This window comes from Erythrobacter westpacificensis, assembly GCF_039542285.1.
Taxonomy (GTDB): domain Bacteria; phylum Pseudomonadota; class Alphaproteobacteria; order Sphingomonadales; family Sphingomonadaceae; genus Alteraurantiacibacter; species Alteraurantiacibacter westpacificensis.
This window is the reverse complement of the sequence record NZ_BAABHV010000001.1, coordinates 1-23,894: the sequence shown is the minus strand read 5'-3', so window position 1 is coordinate 23,894 and position 23,894 is coordinate 1. Positions and strand designations below refer to the sequence as shown.

Annotated in this window: 22 protein-coding genes; 7 read left to right on the top strand and 15 right to left on the bottom strand. The window is 58.6% G+C overall.

Annotated features, from left to right (window positions below; translation table 11 throughout):
• Window positions 1–30: 30 nt before the first annotated feature.
• Complete coding sequence (locus ABFX23_RS00110; protein WP_346031113.1) at window positions 31–1,191, bottom strand: tyrosine-type recombinase/integrase; 1,161 nt, start codon at window positions 1,189–1,191, stop codon at window positions 31–33.
• Between the two features lie 456 nt (window positions 1,192–1,647).
• Between ABFX23_RS00110 and ABFX23_RS00105 the strand changes: the two genes are divergently transcribed.
• Both ABFX23_RS00105 and ABFX23_RS00100 read left to right on the top strand, forming a co-directional pair.
• The gene (locus ABFX23_RS00105; RefSeq protein ID WP_346031112.1) at window positions 1,648–2,712 is read left to right on the top strand and encodes a hypothetical protein; all 1,065 of its coding nucleotides are present in this window, start codon (window positions 1,648–1,650) and stop codon (window positions 2,710–2,712) included.
• A gap of 43 nt (window positions 2,713–2,755) precedes the next feature.
• Window positions 2,756–3,421, top strand: coding sequence for a hypothetical protein (locus ABFX23_RS00100; RefSeq protein ID WP_346031111.1), 666 nt, complete (start codon window positions 2,756–2,758; stop codon window positions 3,419–3,421).
• A gap of 62 nt (window positions 3,422–3,483) precedes the next feature.
• Here the strand turns inward: ABFX23_RS00100 and ABFX23_RS00095 are convergent, their stop codons facing one another.
• Together ABFX23_RS00095 and traA are read right to left on the bottom strand one after the other, a co-directional pair.
• The gene (locus ABFX23_RS00095; protein ID WP_346031110.1) at window positions 3,484–4,173 is read right to left on the bottom strand and encodes a DUF6118 family protein; all 690 of its coding nucleotides are present in this window, start codon (window positions 4,171–4,173) and stop codon (window positions 3,484–3,486) included.
• A gap of 91 nt (window positions 4,174–4,264) precedes the next feature.
• Complete coding sequence (gene traA, locus ABFX23_RS00090; protein WP_346031109.1) at window positions 4,265–7,150, bottom strand: Ti-type conjugative transfer relaxase TraA; 2,886 nt, start codon at window positions 7,148–7,150, stop codon at window positions 4,265–4,267.
• A 173-nt stretch (window positions 7,151–7,323) separates the two neighbouring features.
• Here traA and ABFX23_RS00085 point away from each other — a divergent pair, with 173 nt between their 5' ends.
• Window positions 7,324–7,629, top strand: a complete 306-nt coding sequence (locus ABFX23_RS00085) for a conjugal transfer protein TraD (protein ID WP_346031108.1) — start codon at window positions 7,324–7,326, stop codon at window positions 7,627–7,629.
• A gap of 22 nt (window positions 7,630–7,651) precedes the next feature.
• Entirely contained in the window at window positions 7,652–7,876 is a 225-nt protein-coding gene (locus tag ABFX23_RS00080; RefSeq protein ID WP_346031107.1) for a conjugal transfer protein TraD, read from the top strand.
• Window positions 7,877–7,890: 14 nt separating this feature from the next.
• Here the strand turns inward: ABFX23_RS00080 and ABFX23_RS00075 are convergent, their stop codons facing one another.
• From ABFX23_RS00075 to ABFX23_RS00040, 8 genes are read right to left on the bottom strand one after another with little or no spacing between them, the layout of a single operon-like run.
• Window positions 7,891–8,646: a M48 family metallopeptidase gene (locus ABFX23_RS00075; protein ID WP_346031106.1), complete on the bottom strand. Its 756-nt coding sequence runs from the start codon at window positions 8,644–8,646 to the stop codon at window positions 7,891–7,893.
• Window positions 8,643–11,927 carry a type I restriction endonuclease subunit R gene (locus tag ABFX23_RS00070; protein WP_346031105.1) on the bottom strand — a complete coding sequence of 1,095 codons (3,285 nt, stop codon included), beginning with the start codon at window positions 11,925–11,927 and terminating at the stop codon, window positions 8,643–8,645. The genes ABFX23_RS00075 and ABFX23_RS00070 overlap by 4 nt, the downstream gene beginning before the upstream one ends.
• Before the next feature lie 2 nt (window positions 11,928–11,929).
• Complete coding sequence (locus tag ABFX23_RS00065; RefSeq protein ID WP_346031104.1) at window positions 11,930–13,267, bottom strand: anti-phage deoxyguanosine triphosphatase; 1,338 nt, start codon at window positions 13,265–13,267, stop codon at window positions 11,930–11,932.
• 2 nt (window positions 13,268–13,269) lie between these two features.
• On the bottom strand, window positions 13,270–14,337 hold the full coding sequence (locus ABFX23_RS00060; protein WP_346031103.1) for a DUF4917 family protein: 1,068 nt from the start codon (window positions 14,335–14,337) through the stop codon (window positions 13,270–13,272).
• Entirely contained in the window at window positions 14,337–15,578 is a 1,242-nt protein-coding gene (locus ABFX23_RS00055; protein ID WP_346031102.1) for a restriction endonuclease subunit S, read from the bottom strand. Before ABFX23_RS00055 ends, ABFX23_RS00060 begins: the two co-directional genes overlap by 1 nt.
• Complete coding sequence (locus tag ABFX23_RS00050; RefSeq protein ID WP_346031101.1) at window positions 15,575–16,609, bottom strand: virulence RhuM family protein; 1,035 nt, start codon at window positions 16,607–16,609, stop codon at window positions 15,575–15,577. The genes ABFX23_RS00055 and ABFX23_RS00050 overlap by 4 nt, the downstream gene beginning before the upstream one ends.
• Complete coding sequence (locus ABFX23_RS00045; RefSeq protein WP_346031100.1) at window positions 16,609–18,117, bottom strand: type I restriction-modification system subunit M; 1,509 nt, start codon at window positions 18,115–18,117, stop codon at window positions 16,609–16,611. The genes ABFX23_RS00050 and ABFX23_RS00045 overlap by 1 nt, the downstream gene beginning before the upstream one ends.
• Window positions 18,114–18,737 (bottom strand): restriction endonuclease subunit S, encoded by a 624-nt coding sequence (locus ABFX23_RS00040; protein ID WP_346031099.1) that lies wholly within the window; start codon window positions 18,735–18,737, stop codon window positions 18,114–18,116. The genes ABFX23_RS00045 and ABFX23_RS00040 overlap by 4 nt, the downstream gene beginning before the upstream one ends.
• 462 nt (window positions 18,738–19,199) lie before the next feature.
• On the opposite strand from ABFX23_RS00040, the gene ABFX23_RS00035 reads away from it, so the two are divergent.
• Together ABFX23_RS00035 and ABFX23_RS00030 are read left to right on the top strand one after the other, a co-directional pair.
• Complete coding sequence (locus tag ABFX23_RS00035) at window positions 19,200–19,406, top strand: helix-turn-helix transcriptional regulator (RefSeq protein WP_009802104.1); 207 nt, start codon at window positions 19,200–19,202, stop codon at window positions 19,404–19,406.
• Complete coding sequence (locus tag ABFX23_RS00030; RefSeq protein ID WP_346031098.1) at window positions 19,403–19,597, top strand: helix-turn-helix domain-containing protein; 195 nt, start codon at window positions 19,403–19,405, stop codon at window positions 19,595–19,597. The genes ABFX23_RS00035 and ABFX23_RS00030 overlap by 4 nt, the downstream gene beginning before the upstream one ends.
• A gap of 21 nt (window positions 19,598–19,618) precedes the next feature.
• Here ABFX23_RS00030 and ABFX23_RS00025 read toward each other — a convergent pair whose 3' ends face one another.
• From ABFX23_RS00025 to ABFX23_RS00010, 4 genes are read right to left on the bottom strand one after another with little or no spacing between them, the layout of a single operon-like run.
• Window positions 19,619–19,942 carry a DMT family transporter gene (locus ABFX23_RS00025; RefSeq protein ID WP_346031097.1) on the bottom strand — a complete coding sequence of 108 codons (324 nt, stop codon included), beginning with the start codon at window positions 19,940–19,942 and terminating at the stop codon, window positions 19,619–19,621.
• Window positions 19,939–20,250 carry a winged helix-turn-helix domain-containing protein gene (locus tag ABFX23_RS00020; RefSeq protein WP_346031096.1) on the bottom strand — a complete coding sequence of 104 codons (312 nt, stop codon included), beginning with the start codon at window positions 20,248–20,250 and terminating at the stop codon, window positions 19,939–19,941. Before ABFX23_RS00020 ends, ABFX23_RS00025 begins: the two co-directional genes overlap by 4 nt.
• Entirely contained in the window at window positions 20,247–20,768 is a 522-nt protein-coding gene (locus tag ABFX23_RS00015) for a hypothetical protein (RefSeq protein WP_346031095.1), read from the bottom strand. Before ABFX23_RS00015 ends, ABFX23_RS00020 begins: the two co-directional genes overlap by 4 nt.
• A 52-nt stretch (window positions 20,769–20,820) precedes the next feature.
• Complete coding sequence (locus ABFX23_RS00010) at window positions 20,821–22,056, bottom strand: tyrosine-type recombinase/integrase (protein ID WP_346031094.1); 1,236 nt, start codon at window positions 22,054–22,056, stop codon at window positions 20,821–20,823.
• A gap of 245 nt (window positions 22,057–22,301) precedes the next feature.
• Between ABFX23_RS00010 and ABFX23_RS00005 the strand changes: the two genes are divergently transcribed.
• Window positions 22,302–23,663 carry a DUF6538 domain-containing protein gene (locus tag ABFX23_RS00005; protein ID WP_346031093.1) on the top strand — a complete coding sequence of 454 codons (1,362 nt, stop codon included), beginning with the start codon at window positions 22,302–22,304 and terminating at the stop codon, window positions 23,661–23,663.
• Window positions 23,664–23,894 lie beyond the last annotated feature (231 nt).

The following is a 23,894-nucleotide window of genomic DNA, read 5'->3' as shown; positions in this document are numbered from 1 at the left end:
GGCCATTCCCTCGGTAGGGTGCATCTTCGCTCACAGCGCGAGCTCCCCAAGCGCCTTGACCGCTGCATCGCTGGCAAGGTGCCCATAGTGGCGCTCGATCATTTCAGCGCTGGTGCCGGAAATCTGTGCGATGGTGAGTAGCGGCAATCCCGCGCTCACAAGGTCCGTTATGGTGCTGTGCCGCAAGGTGTAGGCAGTGGCATCGGCTGGCAGCTCGGCAGCCGACACAGCGGTTGCGATTGGCCGCTTCCAGCTATCCTTGTCCCATGCCTTGCCGTTGGCGCGCATGAAGAGCGGTGCGCCTGGCAACTTGTTTTTGGCCTGCTTGGCGAGCAGTTGAGCTGCCTCCTGCGGCAACTGAATGCGGCGCGGTTTCCCAGTCTTGTCCTTGCCGATGGTGAGTTCCGCAGTGCGCCTGTCGAAGTCGCCAGCCGTGAGCGCTGCCATAGCGCCGGGACGAAGCGGCAAGAGGCACAGGGCGCGGACAAAGGGCGCGGCCTCTGCGTCGGTGCTTTCGATCAGTTTTTTGCGCTGCTTGCGGTCCAGATAGAGCGTACGGCGTCCATTGGCGTTGGGAATGGCCTTCAAGGCTTCGTGCCATGCGGCTTCGCTATTCGGTGCGCCGGGAGACAGGACCTTGCTCAATGCCGCTCGCAGCACGGCCATGTCGCGATTGACGGTTGACGGTGCCCGCTCGCGCTCGACCGGATCGCCCTTCTTGCGCCGGCTCACCAGTGCGGGTTGTGCCTCTAGCCGCTCGCGCCATTCCTTGACGTGACGGCGACGCAGCTTGTCCAGTTTCACCTTGGCGATTGAATCCTCATAGACGTAGCGCTTGAAGCGTTGCTCGGCTTCCGGGCGGTCCTTGGCATATTCACGGCAGGCATCGGCGACCGTCTCGATCTTGGCGCGGATTTCGCCGCCAGATTCCACAAGCTCGGCAAGCTTCTCGGCTTCCTTCTTGGCCGCTGCGAACATCTCGTTTCCCGGGAGCGTGCCGAAATCGCCTAGCGACTTCACCTGATAGCGGCTGGAATCCTCGTCATAGACGCGGGCAATCCATGTGCCCTTGCCCCCACGCTTGGAGGGCCTGAAGCCAAGAAAGCATCCTGCGCGAAGCCGCTGCCAGTGCGGCTCGCGTTGCACTTTCAATCGCTCCCGGTTGCCGACTTTGCTTAGGTCCAATGCCACTGCCAATTCCCTCATTCCGTTCCGTATGGAATGCGTATGGAATACATACAGGGATTATCGGAAACAAGCAGAGATAGGAAACGCTGCTATTTCAGGGGGTTCAGTGTTTCACGTTGTCCCGCATTGTGCGGAAACTCTGCACTCCGAAGGCAGAGGCCACAGGTTCGAATCCTGTCGGGTGCGCCAGTCAACTGCTTTAGTGCATTGCTTTCAAACAAATTTTGGCAGATTTGGAGAAAGCGTTCCTACGATTGACCCCACACAATGTGCGGGCTTTTCCAGCACATTCTGGGGCCGTTCGAGACATCTTGGCCCGAACCCGGGAGTCAAATTGAGAGACAATTTTCGGTCATAGCAGGAGATCGAGTAGGATTCGCCTCTACCTTCCAACTGAGAAGGTTAGTTGCACCTTTCCGTTCGTGATATTCGCTCTTGATGGCCTCCATAGAGCATCACATGGCGCATCCCGATGTCTCGATCGAGGCGCACATTGGGAAATGCTGCCAAGCGCTGAGCGATGACCTTGCCGAGCGCACGCCGGTCTATCTCGACCTTCGATTTTGGGTAATTGCCCGCGAGGTCCGCAGCGGCATCCGCACCGACCCGCGCGAGAGAAAGCTAGTCCATCATCTAGAGCGACTGGCACGCCAAGGTCGCATCTTTTGCCCGATCTCAGCGACGACATTCTTGGAGCTGATGAAAATCGGTGATTATGCCCGTCGCCAGGCCACTTTGGAGGTCATCGAGGAATTGAGCTTGGGCGTGTCATTGATGCCCGAGCCGGAGCGAACCGAGGATGAGCTTGAGGCTGTCATTCACTGGTCGCTTGCACCGAACGCGACAGCCCTGCCGCGCGTGTGGACGCGCCTCGCCTACACCATGGGCAATTTCCATGTGAGCGACGATCGATTCCCGCCTGAAGCGCAGTTGGCCATCCAAAAGGCGTTCTTCGATCATGTCTGGCAGCAGCCGCTCGCCGCCGTCGCTGGAAGCCTTGATCGCACCGAATTCGATATGACCCGCGACATGGCCGCGCTGGCCGACAAGCTCAATGAGGGCAATCGTGTCCATCAGGCGGAAATGACATCGTTCGAATCCGTGCTGTCGGATGAGCTGCGAGGCGTCGCTGAGGTGGCTGAGCCCATTCTTGGGCAGATTATCGCTCGGCTAGGCAATTTCGGACCTGATGTGGAGCGCTCCGAACAGAACAGCCAGATGGCCGTCAATCTCGTGCACGCCATGCTAGGCGGGGAACATCGGAGCCGACTGCCGACAATCCATGTGCACGCCTGCCTGAATGCCCTCTTTCGTTGGGATTATCGCAGCAAGGCGATGACCGGAAATGATCTATTCGATTTTGGCCATGTGGCTGCGGCGCTGGGCTATTGCGATGCGTTTTTCACCGAGGCTGCAATTACCCGGTCTATTAGACATCAGAGGCTCAGGCTCGATCAGCTCTATAGATGCGTGGTGACGAACGATGTCGATCAAGCGCTAAACTTTCTTCAATCGTTGAATTGAGGCTAGAGCTGCAATCAGGCGATCAAATCAGGGGCGAGTGACGATGTGCCTTGTGGAATCTTCAACGAATATTGATTGGGCCGCCACCGGGACGATGATGCAAGGTGTGGGAACGCTTGGCGGGGCGGTCGCCGTCTATGCTGCCGCAAGGATGGGCTTGTCAGCTTGGAAGCGTCAAAAGCTGGCAGAGCGGAATCGGGATCAAGCCGAGGTCATCCTGCACGCGGCCTACAACGCGAGGCGTGCGCTGGGATACCTTCGATCGCCATGGATGTCTGGAGGGGAGCTGGCGGCAGCAGAAGAAAAATTGAACAGCAGTGAGCCGACATGGCGAAACAGCATCGTCGAGGAAAAGCAAAAGCGTCTCATCACCGCTCAAGCCTATTACATGCGGGCCAGTCAATTGCTCGATGATCGGACGAAGCTAGAGGACTGCCTGCCGATGGCGCGCGCGCTCTTCGGCGAGGACTTGGAAAACGCGATCGAGACGCTGCACCATCAATTCCATATCGTGCGGACATACGCCGACGCCTACGTTGACGATTACAACGGCACCGACCGCGATTTCACGGTCAAGATTCGCCGGGCATTGTTTGCCACCAACAAGCGCACCGCGGGCGAGGAAAACGAGGTGTCGGATGCGATTGACACGTCAATTGCGACCATAGAGGCGATTTGCCTGCCTTACCTGCGAATGGAGGCGCTATAGCCTATCTGGAGAAGGGATCGAGCAAGATTTCGAGACCGGATAGAAACCAATGGATAGGAATTTCATGGGCGTCCTTGCGGCTCGATCTGAAACTCGCAACCGACCGAACGTTCAACCTTTCCCGCTTTTTCAATGCAGCGTTCGAAGGCTTCACGATTTGCGCTGAAGATGCGCTGCGCGGCCGCCAATTCTTCCCACGCTTCCGGGTTCTGTGACCGGATCAACCGTATGCCCGCTTCCAAAATGGTCGGTTCGCCAACCGCCTTGCGAGCGATCCTTTCGGGCCATTGCCAGCTTTCGGGCATGGCGCGGGCGATGGTGCCGGGAAGAATCGACCACAGCAGGATGCCGGCAACCAACCCCATACTTGCAAAGTGCCAGGTCTGCCGCTTCTGCTCGGCCTCGGCGCGGACACGCCCCACCATCGCACTGAGCTGCCCGGTTGCGCTGTCGAAGTCCCTACGTCCCTGCCGGAGCAGGTCGCTGCTGTCGCGCAGCATATCGAGCGAGGCGCGCTTGATCTGAACCGCGATGTCTTCCGGCGTCAGCTCGATGGCAGGCTTGCTGCCGATTGCGGTCAACGTCTTGGAGATCTGTGCCAGCTGATCGGCCATCTGGCCGAGCGTTGCCGTGTAGTCCGGGATCACGATGTCGGCTCGCTCCCTGGCCATGTTCCGGACCGTATGGCGCACCATCGCCATCTCGCCTTCGAGGCGGGAGAAGGCTTCAGTCGCGGGATCGGTTTCCGTCACGGTCTCCGGTTCCGGGTCCGGCGCGGGCGGTTCCTCGACTTCGAGGTCCAGCTGCACTTCTTCGATGTGGTCGTCTTGCATGTCGTTTCTCCTAAATGCCTATGTCGAAAGCGCGGGAGCGCTCGCGGGTGAGGGTTGCGGTGAGTTCGTTTGCGATGCTGCGTTCGGGCTTCGGATCGATGCCAAGTTCACGGGTCTTGCCGCGCAGCAGGCCTTCGACCTGCGGATCGCGTTCAAGCCCCTTTGCCAGTTCGTTCAGCTTTGCAGAGACGCGGGCAGCGCCCGCACGGTCGCCTTGCTGCTCAAGCTGCTTGCGGGCCGCGCTCAGTTCCTGCCAGTCGCTGACAAAGCGTTCGGATCGCAGCGTCGGATCGGTGCGCGCGGCGGCTTCGTGCTGCATGGCGCTCATGACTTCTTGGCTGCGTCCGCTAGCGGTCTCTGCAATCAGCTCAGGACGCCGCTCCAGCGTTTTGGCAAGATCGGCGGCAGCAAGGGGCCGGATCGCTTCGAGAGCCTTTCCTGCCTTCTGCAGCGCTGCCTTCTGGTGCGGCAAGACGGGCAAGCCCTGGGCGTGCATTGTGCCGATATCGCCAAGCGCACGGGCATAGCGTTCGACCGCACGGCGCTGCTCGTTCTGCGTGTTCATCTGCACCAGGATTGGCTCAAGCTGACGCGACTGCGGACGGAAGTTTCCAAATATCGACTTGGCCTTCTCAGGCACCTGCCGAACCATCTCCATGATCCGATCGCGGAAGCTGATGCCGCGTAGTTCGGCGAATGCCTGCTCGGGCTTGTAGTCGCCAGCCATGTCCTTCCCGCGCTCACGGCTCAGCGTGCGAACCAATTTCGACTGGTCGGCAAAATCATCGCGCCCGTAATGCAGAGCCAGCCCTTCGCGGTGGCGCGACATGGCGACATAGGCAGAATGGCTGTCCATCCCCGGCGTGGCGAGGACATGTGCACGATCCACCGTCATGCCCTGCGCCTTATGGATCGTGGCCGCGTAGCCATGATCGATATGGGCATAGTCCTTGGTGTCGAAGGCAACCTCGCAGCCATCATCGGTGCGCACGGACATGCTCTGGGGATTGGCCATTTCGACCGTGCCCAGCGACCCGTTCTTGACCCCAAGCCCGCGCTCGTTGCGCAGGAAGATAATGCGGTCGCCCGATGCAAACTGGCGTTCGCCGCGCGCCGCCTTGATCGCGGCCTCGGCACCCAGTGCGCCAGCCTCGCGCATCTTTTCGCGCGCCATCTCGTTCAGCTCGCGCACCTCGCCATTGGTGTGGGTGAGAATGATCCGGCTGTCGTCAGGGCTGTTCTGGCGTTCCCGATCCCAGCGCTCGATCAGTACTGCCCGCGCGGTCTCGCGCGTGTCGGCGGCATGGACCATGCCGTATTCTTCATAGGTGCGGACCGCTTCGCCGGTTCGGCCCGTGGCGAGATGCCGGGTTGCATCCTGCTGCCAGGCCGAAAGCTGGCGGCGGACCTCGGTGATCTCGACACCACCGTGGCGTTCGTGGATTGCCCGGAAGGCTGCGCCTGCTTCGATAGCCTGAAGCTGCTGCTGGTCGCCAACTAGGACAACTTTCGCCCCCGCTCTGGCGGCATGGGAAAGCACGCGCTCCATCTGGCGCGTGCCGACCATGCCCGCTTCGTCGATGACGAGCACGTCGCGGGAAGTGAGCTGCTCGCGCCCTTTGCCCCATTGATGTTCCAAGCTGGCAATGGTGCGCGATGCGATGCCGGAGCCGTTTTCCAACCCCTCGGCGGCAATGCCGGACAGTGCTGCGCCGCGTACAGTGTAGCCCGCGCTTTCCCATGCCTCGCGCGCTACGCCCAGCATCGCGCTTTTGCCGGTCCCGGCATAGCCGACGACCACGGCAAGGCCGCTCTTCTTAGTGACGTGCTCGAAGGCAGATTTCTGCTCGCCTGAAAGCACGAGGCCGCGCTTCGCAGCATTGGCGAAAGCGGCGTACCGCTGCACATCATTGACGGCGTGACCGGTGCGCTGGGCCATCGCGTCGGCGGCGCGGTGCAGGCGCTGTTCGGTCTCGATCATCGCGCGCGAAGTGAAGCGGTCCTGCCCGCGCCCATCCTGGCCAAGGGCAATCAAATTGGTGGAGCCGCGCACCGCATTGTAGGCCGCGTCGAACTGTTCCTTGCCGTCGCTGTGGCGGTGAACGAATGCGGCAAGGTCGCGCTTGGTGAACGTCGCTTGCTGGTGCGTGATCGCATCCAAGGCGAGCGCAGGGTTGGCGATGATCCGCTGGCCATTGCGCTGGGCGATTGCGCGGTGTTCCTCGATCCGTTCGGCTTCCAGCCCGCGCCCGCGAATGCGTGAGGCTGCGGGGCCGATCTTGTCCTGCGGCTCCAGCGCAATGCCCTGCGCTTCCAGGCTGCGGTGATCGATGCGCGCATCAATGTCGCGTTCCGCCAGAGCGCGGTTGACATGATCGGCCCAGCGCTCGCGCCATTGTTCGATGAGCGTGGTCTTGTTCCAGTCGCGGACTTTTGCGCCAAAGCCGTCCTTCGTGACTTCGCGCATCGTGAGCATGACATGCGCGTGAGGCTTGGCCTTGCCGTCCTCGCCGATATCCCAATGGACATTGAGATCGGCGATCATGCCTTTCTCGACGAACTCGGCTTTGACGAACTCGCGCGCCAGCTTGATGTTGTCCTTCTTCGCCAGCTCACGCGGCAGGGCAAACTCGACCTCGCGTGCAAGCTGGGCATCCTTGCGCTTCTCGGCGGCCTCGACCGCGTTCCACAAAGTCGCCCGGTCGGCGAAGGCTTCGGGCGCGCCTTTGGGCAACATCACTTCGGAATGGAGTACGCCTGCCTTGTTGGTGAAATCATGGGTTCTATCGATGCGTTCATCGTGGAGCCGCTCGCCTGCACGATAGGCCGCAGCCGCAACGGCACTGCGTCCGCTCGACCGTCCGATGACCTTTGCGCTGAAGTGAAAGATTGCCATGTCGGCAATCCAGTTACACCCCAAAGCCTGCGTCGGCACGACGTATAAGCGCGCCCTCTCATGATAAAATCCTGATCGGGACTAGGCGGTTTCACACTGTCCCGGCGACCTTACTGCATTGGATTATGGTCACGATTATCATGGCTCCATCACACCAATGATGGAGACAACACATGCGCAAACCCCGCGATTTTGATTCCGAACTGAAGGCCCTTGCCGACAAGGCAAAGCAGTTGAAGGAACGTCGCGTGCGCGACCTCGGCGCGCTTGTTACGGCGACCGGTGCCGACACGCTCGATGTCGAGACCCTTGCGGGCGCGCTGCTTGAAGCTGCCGCAAATGCAGACAAGGCGACAGGGGAGGGCTGGCGCAAGCGCGGCGCGGCCTTCTTTCAGGGCAAACAACGCAACACTTCGGGCGGACCTCGCCAGCAGCCGGAAGGCACTCTTCCGCTCGACGGCGGCGCGGCATCGGCTTGAGGCGGCAAAGGCAAGAACCGACATGCGCGAATGGCAGGTCAAACGACGCGAACGGACCCGGCAACTGATCGAGCTGGGTGGCCTCGTTTCAAAAGCCGATCTGGTCGAGCTGACCGACGATGATCGCGCCGCACTCTACGGCGCGTTTCTCACTGTCGCCGCCAAGTTGCGCGGGCCTGACGGAGCGCAGGCGCTGGTGCTGTTCCGGCGCAAGGGCAAACGGGCGTTCGAAGCTGAAAACCCATAAGCGCAGAGGTTGAGCTATTGATGCAATACCGTCCGATCAAACGCTGGTTCGTGTCCCGCGAGGACCAATTCGGCGAGCGAGTCCAGCTCCCGTTTTGCGCCCTCCCATGTGGGCATCTGCTTGGTGAGCAAGCCGAAGAAGCGCTTGCTGTGGTTGTGTTCGACTAGATGACAGAGTTCGTGGAAAATGACGTATTCAATGCAATGACGTGGTGCGCGTATGAGTGCGGGGTTCAAGTAAATCACCCCGTCCGGGGAACAGCTGCCCCATTGCGTCCTCATGCGCATAAGTTTCAGCGGTGGGCGTGCTTCGATCCAATTCAACCGGCCTGAGATTTCCGAAAATTTGTCGCTCAGGTATTCCTCTGCGCGCGCACCATACCATGCATTCAACCTGCGTCTGACGGCGGCTCGATCAGCCACTGGCAAGGTTACAACGAGCTTGCCTCGCAAAAGTTTGACTTCAGATGGCTGCACGCTGCTTTCATTGACGATAAGCTTATGCCGCCGCCCTAGATAGAAGTGTGTCTCGCCGCTCACATATTCACGCGGTAGCGCTATTCGCTGCGCGGCGATCGCTGCGTTTCGGTGCTGGAATATCCATCTTGCGCGTCGCTGGGCCGCCGCCCTGATCTGACCCGTTTCCTTATCGCTGGGCGCTTCGATTTCGACATCACCATTGGGGTAAACATGGATGCGGATGCGGCCCGTGACAGCTGCGGTTTGTCGAACGAGGCACGACACCTCTTGATCGCCGTATCGCACAATCATGCTTTTGCGCCACTTCCACGAGCAAGGCCAATGCGGGTTACCTCGACAACCTTCTCGGTAATAATCTTTGCCTTGTCCAAGCCGGTCAGGCCGAACAGGCGCGGCAACAAAGCTTTTCGGATAGCCGCTTCAATGTTTGCCGGGTTCAACGAGTTTTCTGCAATGGCACTCTCGACGGACTTCTCCATGTCCAGCGCTGCCTGGATGAATTCTTCTTGCTCATCCCCCTTTGCGAGCTCGTCCCCTATCTCCAACCGGATAATCCCGAAATAGGCGCTCGCATGGCGGTGACCTGCGAGGCGTTTAGGCAGGTCATCGATGGACTTGGAGGCGAGCTTTTCCTCCAAATCCTTGAACAAGATGTATTGCTTGTAAGGGTGGTCGAAAAGCGCAGATGCTTCCGCAATGGCCCGCTTGAGCAGATCGGAAAAGAACAGCTGCGCATAGGGATCGTCGGCCAGTTCCTGCTCGATCGTCTTGCGGACTCTGGATCGGATGATGTCAGTTTCGTTGCGTGTTTTCTCAGGGGACCAGGTTTCGGCGGCCTGCTGATTTCCAAGCTCGTTGACGATCAGAACTCCGTCCACGTTCTCCACATCCTCGCCCACGACATAGCGATCGACCAGTCTCCTGATCTGATCCTCGTAGGCGCTGTAGTCGACGGTTTCCTGTGCGTCCTGCTTCACGATCTTGCGCAGGTTAGTGAAGAACTTGAGGTCTCGTTTGTATTCCGCAATCTGTCCTTCGGTGATTGATGTGTCTTCGAAGAACGAACGCGATCCCAGAGCAATCTTCAGGCACATGCCGTAGGCTGTCAGAGCCTCGTAGAAATCTTCCCTGAGCTTCTGGTTCAGGTCGATAGGTGTTCCGTCCTCGCTCTCGCGGGTCTGCGGAACCAGCAACTGCCGGTACTGCTCGATATCGGCCTTGTTCTTGACCGGTTTGAAGATTGCCCAGAGGTCGGCGTGGAGGCTGGGCAATCGCTTATACTCGGTGCTGACATCGGCATAGAGTTCGTCAATGTCGTCGAGATCGAAGCCGCCCTGAGTCCGTTCGGCGAGGTCCTGATATTCCGTGAGCGCGGTATCCAGCGCCTTCAGAATGCCCCGATAGTCGATGAGCAAACCATATTTCTTCTGCTCATGCAGCCGGTTCACGCGAGCAATTGCCTGGATCAGATTGTGCTGTTCGAGCTTCTTGTCGATGTAGAGGACCGCGTTGCGCGGCTCATCAAATCCGGTGAGCAGCTTATCGACCACGATTAAAATGTCAGGTCGGCCCTCTGTCGAGAAATCCTCGATCACCTGGCGCTCGTAATCTTCGGCGTCGCCTTTGACATTCTCCTTCCACCATTGCAGCACCTCGGGAAGCTCTGCCTCGTCGACCTCCGAATGGCCTTCACGGGTATCAGGGGGCGAAATGACGATGGCGCTGCTGACCAGTCCGGTTGCATCCAGCGCCTTCTTGTAGCGGATGGCTGAGCGCTTGGAATCAGTTGCCAGCTGACCCTTCAGGCCGAGATCGAGATCCTTGAAGTTCTCCTTGAAGTGGGTCGCGATATCGAGTGCGATCAGATTGATCCGATCACCTGAGCCATAAACCGCGCCCTTGGTACCGAACTTCTTCTTGAGATCGCCCCTCTGCTCATCGGAAAGGCCAGCGGTGACCTTCTCGAACCAGTTGTCGATCGCTCGTTCGTTCACGTCGAGGATCGGCTTGCGTTCCTCGTAGAGCAACGGCGTCACCGTGCCATCGGAAACGGCGTCCTTCATCGTGTAGGCGTGGACGATCCTACCAAACTTGTTGGCCGTCTTGTCGTCCTTCAGCAACGGTGTGCCGGTGAACGCAACATAGGCCGCGTTGGGCAGGGCCTTGCGCATCCGCTCGTGGTTCTCGCCGCCCTGGCTGCGGTGGCCTTCATCGACCAGCACGATCATGTCCGCGCTGTCGTTGCGGCATTCGGCGTGGCGCGCCGCGCTGCCGAACTTGTTGATGATCGTGAAGATGATCCGCTCGGTGCCCTTGCCGATGCGCTTGGCAAGATCGCGGCCCGATTGCGCCTTGGCCTTCCCTGCATCTTTCGAGCCAATGTCCGAGCCGAAGGCTCCGCCGGTCAGGAAGTTGCCTGCCAGCTGCTTTTCCAGATCGCGGCGGTCGGTCACCACAACCAGGCGGCAGGCCTTCAGCTTCTCGTGCAGCAGCAGCGCCTTGCATAGCATCACCATCGTGAAGCTCTTGCCCGAACCGGTGGTGTGCCAGATTACCCCGCCCTCGCGCGCGCCATCGGGCTTGATCCGGCTGATCTGGTCGAGCAACGCGCGGATGCCGAAGAACTGCTGATGGCGCGCGACGATCTTGTCCACCTTGCGGTCGAACAGGACGTAGGAGCGGACGAATTCGAGCAGGCGCTCCGGGGTGCAGAGGCCGATCAAAAGGCGGTCCTGCGCGGTCACGGCCTGCTCGTCGCTCCACAGATGCTGGAAGTGGTCGCGCACCTCACGCACATGGTTCTTCAGGATCGCCGCGCGCGGATCGATTTCCTTTGCGGCGTTCTTGAGCTGGCGGAAGTGATCCTCGGGAAACTCTTCTTCCCGCCACTGCGCCCAGAATTTGCGCGGGGTCTTGGTGGTGCCATATCGGCCATCTGTCATGCCGATGGACAGCAGAAGATGGGCATAGGCGAACAGGTGCGGGATTTCCTCCTGCCCCTGGTTGCGGATCGTCTGGCTGATGCCTTCATCCACCATCGACTTGTTGGGATTGCCGCTGTCGGGCCGCTTGGCCTCGATCACCAGCAACGGGATTCCATTGACGAAGCCGACTATATCGGGCCGCCGCGTGTGGGTGCCCGGCACGGCAAGCACTTCCATCTCCTCGCTGGCGACAAAGCTGTTCGCCAGCGGATGCGCCCAGTCGATGATCGGCACGGTGACGCTGTGCTTCTTGCCATCGACGAATTCGGTGACGGTGATGCCCAGCGTGATGGCGTTGTAGAGCTTCTCGTTGGCGGTGATCAGCCCTTCGTTGAGAGCCGGGGAAGTCAGCTCGCGAACGATCTGGTCGATCGCGTTGGTTGAAAGCGGATAGGTCCGCCCCTTGTAGTCGAACGTCCGCCGCCGCAGCTGCTCGACCAGCACATCGCGCAGCACCACACCCTGATTGCCGCCGCGCGCAGCAAGGCATTCCTCGGGTGAGAGATAATCCCAGCCCAGCGAAACCAGCGTTGCGAGGGCTGGGATATGGGAGCTGTAAAGCTCGGCGGTGTTGGGGGTGATGTTCACGGTCACAGCTTGTCGAACACCGAACCCATGCGGGGGCTGAAGAGCCGCTCATAGGTACGCAGGAGATAGATGTCCGTCATGCCAGCGACATGATCGCAGATGATGCGCGGATCATCATTGGCAGCCGTGAATTTTGCGTAGGCGTCGCGCGGCAACAGGCGCTTCGGGTCAGCTTGCAACGCTTCAAATACCGAAACCACCATTGTCTGCCCCTTGAATTCCAGATGCTGGACACTGGGGCTGAGGATGACTTCGCCCGCTACAAGGTCTTTTAGAGCCTTCAGGAAATCGCGTTGGGGCTGCTGCAAAACCACGCGGTAGCGAATGAGGGGTTCGGAAAAGACTTCCTTCTCTTCGTACTCAGCAGCGGTGATGAAGTGGTGCACCAGCCTGCTGATGAAGCGTTTGCGTGTACCGCTGTTGGCGAACAGGCCTTCGACCATGTGCGTGAAAACGTCGTTTGCGCTTTCGTCGGGATATTTCTCCTTGAGGGCATCCAGAAACGAGGGACACTTATCTTGCAAGGCTGCTGCCAGCGCTTCCTTGTCGATCAGGCAAAGCGCGATCGCGTCCTCAAGATCATGTACGCCGTAGGCGATGTCATCAGCGGCATCCATGATGCTGCAATCGAGGGACTTGTGGCGCGGTACGTGATGCTTGCCGTTCTTCGGATCGCAGGCCTGAAATTCCTCGCGTTCGGCTTCGGACAGCGGGTTGATAATCCAATCCACCACATCGCGTTCGCAATCGAGGTAGCATTTTGGCGGCTTGCTGGCTTGATCGTCGATAATGTCCAGCGTCGTTGGACCGCTGAAAAGTTTGGGTGCAATGGCAGGATTGCGCGCCTGCGAGAAGGCAACGGGGTATTTCAGAACACCCAGCAGTGTGCGGCGAGACAGGTTTGCTCCGGCGCTGGCCGAAAAGCTCTCAAGCCGTGACAGGATACGCAAGGTTTGGCCGTTGCCTTCGAAGCCGCCATGCGACCGCATGCAGTAGTTGAGCGCGACCTCACCACCATGGCCGAAAGGTGGGTGACCGAGATCGTGGGTGCAGCCGATCGCCTGGATCATGCTTCGGTCAGGCAGATGCTCCGTGGCAGGGTGTTTGGGGAAGCTCTTGGCCAGTTGCTTGGCAAGCCCGCCAGCAATCTGCGCCACTTCCAAGGAATGAGTCAGGCGGGTGCGATAGAAATCGCTATCGCCAAGATTGAGGATTTGGGTCTTGCCCTGCAAGCGCCGGAAAGAAGCTGAATGGATTACCCGCGCATAATCGATGTCCCCATCCTCGCGAGCATCCTCGGCTTGGGGTGTCCAGCCTTCGCGTCGTGCATTCCAACTCATACTCATACCCCCCACACGTTGGCCGAAGCGGCGTCGTAAAATGCTACTTCGAGCGGCCAACGGTCAGGTCGCATCGCAGCCAACTCATGCGCGCGGTTCATGATCCTTTGATTGTCGTCCGTCAGCGGATCGCCATAGATGCCGACGTAGAGCTTTCTGAATCGACCCTTCCCAATGCGCTTGAGGATGTGATCGTCATTCTCGGCCAATGAATGACCGTAAACGAACAGGCAGTGCTTTCCTTGCTGGACGTTTGCGGTGAATTGCTTGAAGCCCTGGTAGAGGTAGGCATTGTGCCGGATTTTGGCCTTCTTCTGAGCACTAGTCCCTTCTGCGACGAACAGAGGGTAGGCGTCACGCGCGATCGCGGCCCGTGCTTGCTCGATCAGCGGGACACCTTTCCTGATCCAAGTGTACTTCTGTAGCTCCTTGCCGGAATCGAAAAGATGGAGCGCGCCGTGAAGAAACATGACGGAGGCACTGTGTGCGTTCGTTTCTCCCTGCCAGACAACGTATTCCGCATCGGGTTCGTCCTCGTCGTTCCCGAAACCATCATTTATCGCCAAGTTGATCGGATCGTCGAACGGCATGTCATCATGCATCAACGTCCAATATAGCAACAGGTCGTAGTTGAGCGTGAAAACCGTACCTGCCTTGTTGCCGGCGAGAAAATTCGCGAGGAATTGACGGCATGCCCAGAACTTCTCGTCGGGAATATCTGGCGGAACATGGGGATGATTGCCTGCGATTGTCTGGAGGAGAATCTCCTTCAGTGCCTCAGCGTGCTCGAGCATCTTGGCGATGGCCTCATCACCATGTGCGATATAGGGCGGCAAGATTCTGGCCGCATTTTCCAGTGAGCGGATCGCTTGCTCAAAATCTTGGGTGCCGAGTGCGGCGAAGACGGCTTCGACTTCGGGAACTTGGGTGAAATCAGCCTGCGCGAAGAGCGATCCGTAGTGAAAGATGTCAGCACGGCAAGCGATGCTGAAGCCGTTGCCGAGCAGCAGGTGCCGCTTAGAGTACTGGTCGGAATCCTCGATTGCTTCTGCGAAAGTCATCAGCGGCATCAGGCCACCTCGCTTTCCGGGGCTTTGACCCGCCGTTTTCCGGTGAGCAGTTGCTGCATCAGCGCGGCCTTTTCCTGGCGGAGGGCGCTCAGCTGTGTTTCGTATTCGGCAATGCTTTTCGAATGCTCAGCAAGTAGCGAGCCGATGGCGGCTTGCTCCTCAATATCTGGGAGTGAAACCTGCATCTTGCGGAAGTTGGACTGCGAGATGACGTAGCGTTGCCCGCTGCCATCCCCCAACCGATAAGCTTGTCGCTTGAAGTCGTCGGTCTGAAACAGGAACGCGCTGAAATTCAGATCGAGTCTCTTGGTCGGCCGAAAGCGCACAACATGATAGCTATAGACCACGCCCGGCATGTCTTCAGCCGCAACGGCTGCGAGAGCGATATCATCCCGTGTTTCTGAGGACGGCGTGAAGAACACGTCTCCCTTGTTTACGCTACAGCCCTGAATTTTTGCCTTCGGTGCGGTGACGACGTGCTCGAGATCAGCGTCATGAATGAACTCGCGTTTGTAGGCGTCGAGGAAATTGAGGAGACGAACCCCCGTTTCACCTTCAACGATTTTCTTATCGACCCCTGCCGATGAGATTGCTCCAATCTCCCCAAGAGCAGCCTGCTTCCACTGCCCCGAGAAGCCGGGGAGGCGTTTTTTGGGTGGGGTGGTGCCTTGCGGGAGCAGCTGCTGCATCAGCGCCTGCTTCTGCGCGCGGGCGTTGGCGATCAGCGCCTCGACCGTCTCGATAGCGCGGTCCCATGTTTCAAGCACTTCGGCAATGCGTATGCGCTCTTCACGTTTGGGAAGCGGAACTCTGAACCCGCCGATTGCCTTCGTATCTAAAAATGGTTGGGCATTGCCTGTGAACAACGCTTCTTGCTGGCGCTTCATCAAGTTCGAGGTGAGCACATAGTAGATATACCGCTTGGAGGCTTGGTCGGCCACTTGGATAAGCGGTGCATTGTATGAAAACGCGAGGCCTTCAAACTCATCTGGCACTTCAAAAACTATCCCAGCGGTTGCGCCGGTGCCCGCAATCAGGATGTCCCCTGCGGTCAGTATAAAGCGTTCAATGTGACGAGAATGCTGAACATAGACCGGATCATTGCCTAGGAAGTCGCCGATACGGATCAGGCGAATTCCGTCCTCGGGTTGTTCCACGTAATTGAGGTATTGGGAACCAGCTCCCCTCCGAATTGTCGCCAAGTCCGAAAGGCGAGCCTCTTTCCATCCCTCCGGAATCATTTCGCACGGCCTTTACCCTTGGCGGGCTCGTCAGCGGCGAGCTTCTTCACCTTGGCGGTCGCCTCGATGAAATGCTGCTCGACCGCGCTTGGCGCGTTGATCGCACGGGTGTGCCAGCGGTCATATTCGGCATCGACATGCTTGCTTGCGCGTTTTGCGGACACTTTACCCGCGCCGCTCAAAAGCTCATGATCGCCCAGCTTCAGGAAGTCGTCCAGCTTGGCGATCCAGTCGGCCATGTGCATCGGCTTGCGGTTCTTCGCCATCGCCTCGGCAAATTCGAGGAAGGCGACGGTGATGCGGTTCAGCGTCTCCATCTCGTCGGTTTCGAGATAGTTCTTCGCCACCTGCGCGTCCTGCTTGGTGGGCAAGCGGCCCTTCTTCTCGCCGGTCCAGCTGGTCAGCCCCATCATCGGCTTGGCGCTGTCAGCGCGCGCAAGCTTGGTTTCCGCTGCCGTCTGGCCGTGGGCGGCATGGTGCATCTTGTTCTGCACCGTCTGGAAGAACTGCGTGCTCGCCTCCGCCCTGGGATCATAGTCCACGGCGGTGGCGTAGATATCGAGCACCTTCTTGTAGAACAGCTTTTCCGACGCGCGAATGTCGCGGATCCGGGCGAGCAGCTCTTCGAAATAGTCGTTGTCCGGCTCCTTCAGGCGCTCGTCATCCATGACGAAGCCCTTGACCAGATATTCGCTCAACGCCTCCGATGCCCAGCGCCGGAACTGCATGCCCCGCAGCGACCGCACGCGGAAGCCGACCGCGAGGATCATTTGCAGGTTGTAGTGCGCAATCTGGCGGGAAACCTCGCGTTTGCCCTCGGTTCGAACTTGTAAGTAATCGTTACAGGTTGCGTCCTGATCGAGCTCGCCATCCTCGTAGATTGCCCGGATGTGCTGGGTGATCGCCTGCGGTGTAACCTGAAACAGCTCGGCCATATCGGCCTGGCTCAGCGACACGCTGCCATCACTCGCCTGAAGGCGAATGACAGTGACGCCGTCCTCCGTCTGGTACTGAATGATCTCGCCCGCCATCAGTAGCCAAGCTCCTTGAGGTAGCCGTCCATCTTCTCTTCCAGCGCGGCCAGCTCGGCCTTGAGCTTCAGCCGCTCGGCGCGGACGGCGACCAGGTCAATCTCCTCCTCCTCCTCGAAGGTGTCGACGTAGCGCGGGATGTTGAGGTTGTAGTCGTTCTCGGCCAGCTCCTCGGGCGTGGCGAGATAGGCGTATTTGTCGACGCTCTCGCGCTTGCGATAGGTTTCGACGATCTTCGTGATGTGGCCTTGTTCGAGCTGGTTCTGGTTCTTGCCCGACTTGAACTCGCGGCTCGCATCGATGAACAGCACCTTGTCGTCCGCCTTGGTCTTGCGGAAGATCAGGATGCAGGCCGGAATGCCGGTGCCGTAGAACAGTTTTTCGGGCAAGCCGATCACCGCTTCGAGCAGGTTCTCCTCGATCAGCTTCTGCCTGATCCTGCCCTCGCTCGATCCCCGGAACAGCACGCCATGCGGCGCGACCACGGCCATGCGTCCGGTCTTCGGCTTCATCGTCTCGATCATGTGCAGGATGAAGGCGTAGTCACCCTTGGTCTTGGGCGGCACGCCGCGCCGGAAGCGTCCGAACCTGTCATTCTCCGCCGTATCGACGCCCCACTTGTCGAGGCTGAAGGGCGGGTTGGCGACGACCACGTCGAAGTGCTTCAGCCGGTCCTCGGCATCGAGCAACTTGGGGTTGCGAATGGTGTCGCCCCATTCAATGCGGTGATTGTCCTCGCCGTGGAGGAACATGTTCATCTTGGCGAGCGCCCAAGTGCTGCCGATCGATTCCTGGCCGTAGAGAGCGTATTTCTTCGAACCGCCGAACTTGGCCTGCACGCGGCGTCCGCACTTCATGAGAAGCGAGCCGGAACCGCAGGTGGGGTCACAGGCTTCCTCGCCCTCGGCCATGTCCATGATCTCGGCCATCAGCTCGGAGACTTCGGGTGGGGTGTAAAATTCGCCCGCCTTGCGGCCCGCGTCGGCGGCAAAGTTCTTGATCAGGAATTCGTAGGCGTTCCCGATCACATCGAGATTGCCGATGCGCGACGGGCGCATGTTCAGTTCGGGGCGCGAGAAGTCTTCCAGCAGGTGGCGCAGGATGTCGTTCTTCTGCTTCTCCTCGCCCAGCTTGTTGGAGTTGAAGCTGATATCCTGGAACACGTCGCGCAGCTTGCCGACATTCGCCTCTTCGATGGCGTGCAGCGCCTTGTCGATCCGCTCGCCATTCCCCGGCTCGTGCCGCGCCTTGTAGAGCGTGGTGAAGTTCGCGGAGTCCGGAAGGATGAAGCGCTCATTCGTCATCAGCTCCGCGATCAGCTCGGGCGTGTCGCCATACTGCTTCTTGTATTCGTCGTAGTGGTCCTGCCACACATCCGACAGGTACTTCAGGAACAGCATGGTTAGGACGTAGTCCTTGTAAACGTCGGCAGAGACCGTCCCGCGAAAGGTGTCGCAGGCGGCCCATACGGCCTTGTTCACTTCGTCCTGTTTGATCTGGTCGTTCATGATGCTCTCTGTTCCGGGCGCTGAAAGGCAGGTGCAAGCAGCTCTTGGGCAATGGCCGTCATTTCGGCGGCTCTGTTGTCGATAAGTTGAGTCAGGATCGCGCGTTCGCCGCGCACAGCCAAATCAAGGTCGGCGATATGCTGCTGTTGTGGGAGCGGTGGAATGGCGATCGGAAGATTTTCGACCACCTCCCGCTTGAGATTCAGGATGTAGGAGCCGGTCGCGCCCGCCGCGAAGTAGTCCTGCGCAGGCTTCTGCATCATCTGCCAAGCTAGGAATTGGGGGAGGATCGCGTCGGTCCTGACGCAGATCACGAAGAAATGCGGCGAGCAGACCACCTGCTCGTCGCGCTCCTCGATGTAATAGGGGAAGTTGCGTCCACCGCGTGTGGAGAGGATGACGTCACCAGGCCGCAGAAATGCTTTCGCAGATTCTCGTGGCAGTTCGACACGCGCAAGACCCTCCCAATCGATCCCGGTTTCGGGATTGGCGTTGCGCATTTGAATCACGGCAACGTCGCCTGAGGGGAGGGCGTCGATCTTGCCACGGAATGGATAGCCCGCCGAAATCGACGCTAGGGCAACAAGCAAATCCGAATCATATGCGTCAAACCGCTTCATGCGAGCCGCTTGCTCCAAAGTGGCGGTTCTGTCAATTCTTGGTGCATCAATCGAATTGATGCTGAACTTTTGGACCTAGTTTACAGATTCGGCAGAACACTAAGCGAGGCTATGCGTCTTGGCACTTTCGCAAACCAGCCGCACCCTAACTCCTGGATGGAAGCGCGAATCATGTAGGTTTGACCTCACGCATTTTTCAGCAACGATACCGCCGCCAACCATCGAGCATAGCCAGCGGATTGAGTTCCGGGACCGGGTGAGAAAAATCTTGCGTCTGATCAGCTTGCCCGATCTCAAGTCCGTGGTTGTCCCGAAAGATGCGTAGTTGTCCTGCTTCCCAAACTACAGCTGCATTTGGGTGCGCGTGAAGCCCGTTCTGTTTGCCCAACATCCTTGAGTTGCGTTGAAAAGTTCTCATTATGTTCCGGCGAGGGGCCGCCAGTATCAAAGTGAGAATGCCCTATGTCGAATACCGAACGCATCATCCGCCTCAAGACCGTGCTCGACCGCACCGGCCTTTCCCGCTCCACCATTTATCGCAAGATCGCAGAGGGCACGTTTCCGTCGCAGGTCAAGATCAGCATCCACGGCGCGGGCTGGCACGAGTCTGCCATCAATCGCTGGATTGCCGATCCCGCCCACTATCGTGAAGAGGAACCGGCGGAATGAGCGGCCATAAACCTGTCGAGCCGATCTGCGTCAGGATCAATGACGCGGCTCGCATGATCGGCGTTGGGCGCACGAAGCTCTACGAATTGATCTCCAGCGGTGAACTGGAAGCGGTAAAGATTGGCAACGCAACGCGCGTTACCACTGCCAGCCTTCGCAAGCTTGTGAGGCGACGGATGCTCTTACGGTAGCAGAATCTGCAAGCGGAGGATTCAAGCGGTTGTCGTTACCCTCAATCCGACCGCCCCGATCAAGACCATAACAATGCAGATATATTGAATGGCACCAAGCCTTTCGTTGAATGCGAATACGCCAATCGCTGTCGCCGCAACGATTCCGACACCGGCCCAAATGGCATATACGACGCCCACAGGGAGCGCCTTCATCGCCGGGGCAAGCACCCAGAAGCAGGCCGAGTAACAGAATATTGAAAGTGCGCCCCAATGCCACTTCTCAAAGCCATTTGAGAGTTTGAGCAGAAACGTGCCGGTCACTTCCAGCGCAATTGCCATTCCAAGAAAGATCCATGCATTCATGGTTTGCTGCTCCCGCTTGCGGTGTTGAAATTCAGGATGTCTTCAAGAAAGGCGACGTGATCTCGGAAAGCTCGTTTGCCCTCAGGTGTCAAAGAGGCCCACGTGCGATTTCGTCGTCCGACCGCTTCCTTCTCCAATGAAATGTATCCGGCCTTCTCCAGTGTCTGGAGGTGAGCCCCAAGGTTGCCATCAGTAGCCCCACTAATTGACTTGAGAGTGGCGAAATCCAGAGGCTCAGGGTCACCATCGAGCGCCGCCATGATGCGCAATCGATGTTGCTGATGGATAATCTCGTTACCCAGGGTCATGGTCGGCGAATCCAGAATCCACCCACGATCAGCGATGCACCACCACCAAACGCCAAACAAAGCGAAAGCCATCCTGGAAGTAGCCACCAACCAATGCAGGCAAAAATGAGCACCACGGCAGCAAGCACCAGAAAGCGCCTGCCCAGCCATACGCCAAGCAACGCGTAGCTTGCGGTGAGAACAATGGCACAAACCATACTCGCTGTGCGCACGTCGGGGCGAATGATGGCAAGCAAGAACACCACGAACGAAACTGCAATCAGCCACGATGCAAATGACCTGTTGTCAGAGGCACGTTTTGGGCGAGTGAAGGTCCAGCCAAGAGCAAAGAGCCAGCCGAATGCCCAGACAAGCTCTGCTCTTTCAGAAAGAAACTGTTGCGCCGCAAACCCGCTCAGCCAGACCGCCCCCCAGGCGGATACAATAGACCCAATCTCTCGATAGCCTCGAAGCTCAGCGGACTTCCGCCGTGCAGCAGAAACCTCATCTAGCCCGGCCCTTGCAATCTCTTGATCCATGATGACTCTATATCACAGAGTAAACTCTGTGCAACAGAGTAATGTGCGCAGGTCAATTCGTGTAAGGTTCATTGGAACGCAAAAATTCTGCCCACATCGCCATCAGCTCACGTCGTTTGTCGAAGAAGTCGGTGCGGCGATAGGCTGCTTCGACCTGGTTGCTCAGCTTGTGCGCCAAGGCCTTGTCGGCCACTTCCTTCGGAAAGTCGGTCTTCTCTGCGACCCAATCGGTGAAGGCAGAGCGGAAGCCGTGGACGGTTGCGCCCTTGATCCCGGCATCGCGCAACAGCTTGGTCATTGTCATGTCGCTGATGGGCTTCTCGCCATTGTTCGAGAAGACGAGGCCTTCGTCGCTCGTGCGCAATTTCCAGCGTCGACGCAGAATGGAAACCGCTGCCTTAGAGAGCGGCACCACATGCGTTTCCTTTGCCTTCATGCGCTCGCCGGGGATGGTCCAGACCGCCTTGTCGAGGTCGATCTCAGTCCAGACGGCCTTTCGCGTCTCGCTCGACCGAACAGCGTTGTAGATGGTGAAACGCAGGGCATCGCGGCCAGTGGTGGGTGATGCGGTCGCCAGTTTCTTCATGAACGCCGTAATCTCTGCATAGGGCATGGCCTTGAAGTGTTCGACCTTGTCGGTCTGGCGCGGCAATCCCTTGCGGACAGAGCGCAGCGCGGCCTCTTCTTCCCGCCATCCCTTAATATGCGCGAAGTCGAGCACGGCCCCGATGCGCTGCAAAACCTTGCGGGCGGTGTCGGGGATCTCGAGCCAGATGGGCGTGAGCACCTCGACGACGTGGGTGTTGTCCACCTGATCGACGGGCTTCCTGCCGATCAGCGGGAAGACGTGGTTTTCCATGCTGGAAATCCAGTTTCGATAGTTCTGGTTCTTCCAGCCGTCCTTCAACGCCTCGTAGCATTCGCGCGCTGCGGTTTCGAAGCTCGGCACTATCTTGCGCGACTTCCGTCGCTCGGCAACAGGATCGATCCCGGCGCGAACCTGGCGGCGTAATGCGGCTGCGGCGTCCCGCGCCTCGGAAAGCGTCACATCGAGTGCTGATCCCAATCCGTAGTCGCGCCGCCTGCCGTTGTGCTGCATCCGCAAGACCCAGCTGCGCGAGCCGCTTTCCTTCACGAAGAGGCACAAACCACGGCCATCGACGTAGCGACCAGGCTTGGCGTTCTTCACCTTCAATGCTGTCAGTGCCATAGGTTCTACACACCATAAAATTGTTCCAACTTTCGACCCCACATGGGACACGAAATACAGGCAAACGGGGGCGATCAACCGTGAACACGGTAGAAGACAAATCCCTGATTTTACAGAGTAGTTAGGGACGTCCCGACACTGCCTGCGACAGAAGTTTTAGCATTGTCGGGTGCGCCAAACCTCGAAAATCGTCGGAATCAGAGCATCTTAAAGGTGCGGGTGGAATTTCGCGTGGCACAGGCGAGGCACACGAGGACCAATCTCAAGATAGTCTTTCCGATTGTCTTCAAGAGGATGGGGCAGATGGTCGTCGTCGCCTTACCGTGTATCACAAGCGGCTGTCTGGTCTTTGGCGCCGAGGCGGAATCTATCAATTCAGAGTTCGTGTCCCATCCGATCTCGTGGCCATTGTCGGAAAGACTCACATCAATCGGTCGTTGAAGACCGCCTCCTATCCGGAAGCTCTCCCAAGGGGTCGAGCAATGGCGTTCGAGATTGCAGAAGCATTCGAATCCGCACGGCGGGACGGCGCAGCGACTTGGTCAGCGCATGGGCCACCTTCGGCCAGTATGGCGCCAAGCGTATTCATCGCTCCAACCAACAGTTTGACGATCTACGACGCGTGGAACCGGTATCTATCCGATCCCGGTAGTGCCCGGACCCGAAAGACGATGCTGGCTTACGAGACTGTGAGAAATCTTGTGGTTGCCGTCCTCGGCAAGGACAAGCTGGTTACTGACATCGCTCGGCAGGACTGTCGTCGGGTGATGGAAGTGTTGCAGCAGTTGCCGAGACACTACGAACGGCGTTGGCCCGGTGCGACGCCTTTTGAGGCGATAGAACTGGGACAGAAACACGCCGTTCAAAAAATGGCCGCGTCCAATTGCAATGGGTATCTGACGCGTTGGGCTGGAATGATGAACTGGCTCGTGAAAGAGGAGTTTGCCACCCGGAATCCGGTGCGCGGCCTCCGCATAGCAGACCCCATTCCGGCCAGAGAAAAGCGGCTGCCATTCTCAATCGACCAATTGGACGCCATCTTCCAAGGAGAACCCTACGCCGATTTGCTCTCCATCATTGCAGGTCGCACAAGGCCAGAGTCTCCGGCGCACTTCTATGTTCCGTTGATCGCGTTGTTCAGCGGCCAACGGCAGAACGAAATCTGCCAACAGACGGTGGATGACATCGTTGAGATCGATGGTGTGCACTGCTTCGTCGTTAAGGCAGATACCGCACTCGGCAAGCGGGTTAAAACCGCATCCAGCGAGCGCGTCATTCCGATCCACCCTGCGCTGATCCGAGCCCGCCTCCTTGAACACTGGCACAGAACGAAGAGAGCGAATGAAAGCCGCTTATGGCCAGAGCTTCCTCTCGACAGATTTGGCTACGCGTCGGCCTACTTCTCGAAGTGGTTCGCGCGATACCTTATCAAGGTGGGCGCGAAGCAGGATCGAACAGCCTTTCATAGCTTTCGACACAACTTTCGCGATGCCATGCGCGCTGGTCGTGTTGACCGGGAGCTTACTTATACCCTCGGAGGTTGGACGGGAGGTGGTTCTGGTGGTGCTTCGGTAGGTGATTTCTATGGAAGTGGGTTTCCAATTTCTGCTCTCTACGAAGCGATTACGAGGGTAGAGTATCCTGTGCCTGCTCTCGCGCCGTTGATAATCGAGAGGGACGACTGATCTCGTCCCTCATGTGTAAGGCGACGACGACCATCTGCCCCATCCTCTTGAAGACAATCGGAAAGACTATCTTGAGATTGGTCCTCGTGTGCCTCGCCTGTGCCACGCGAAATTCCACCCGCACCTTTAAGATGCTCTGATTCCGACGATTTTCGAGGTTTGGCGCACCCGACAGGAGAGCCAAGGGGCCGCATATCATCCTGCACGGTAAGTTCCATGGTTTCCTGACCA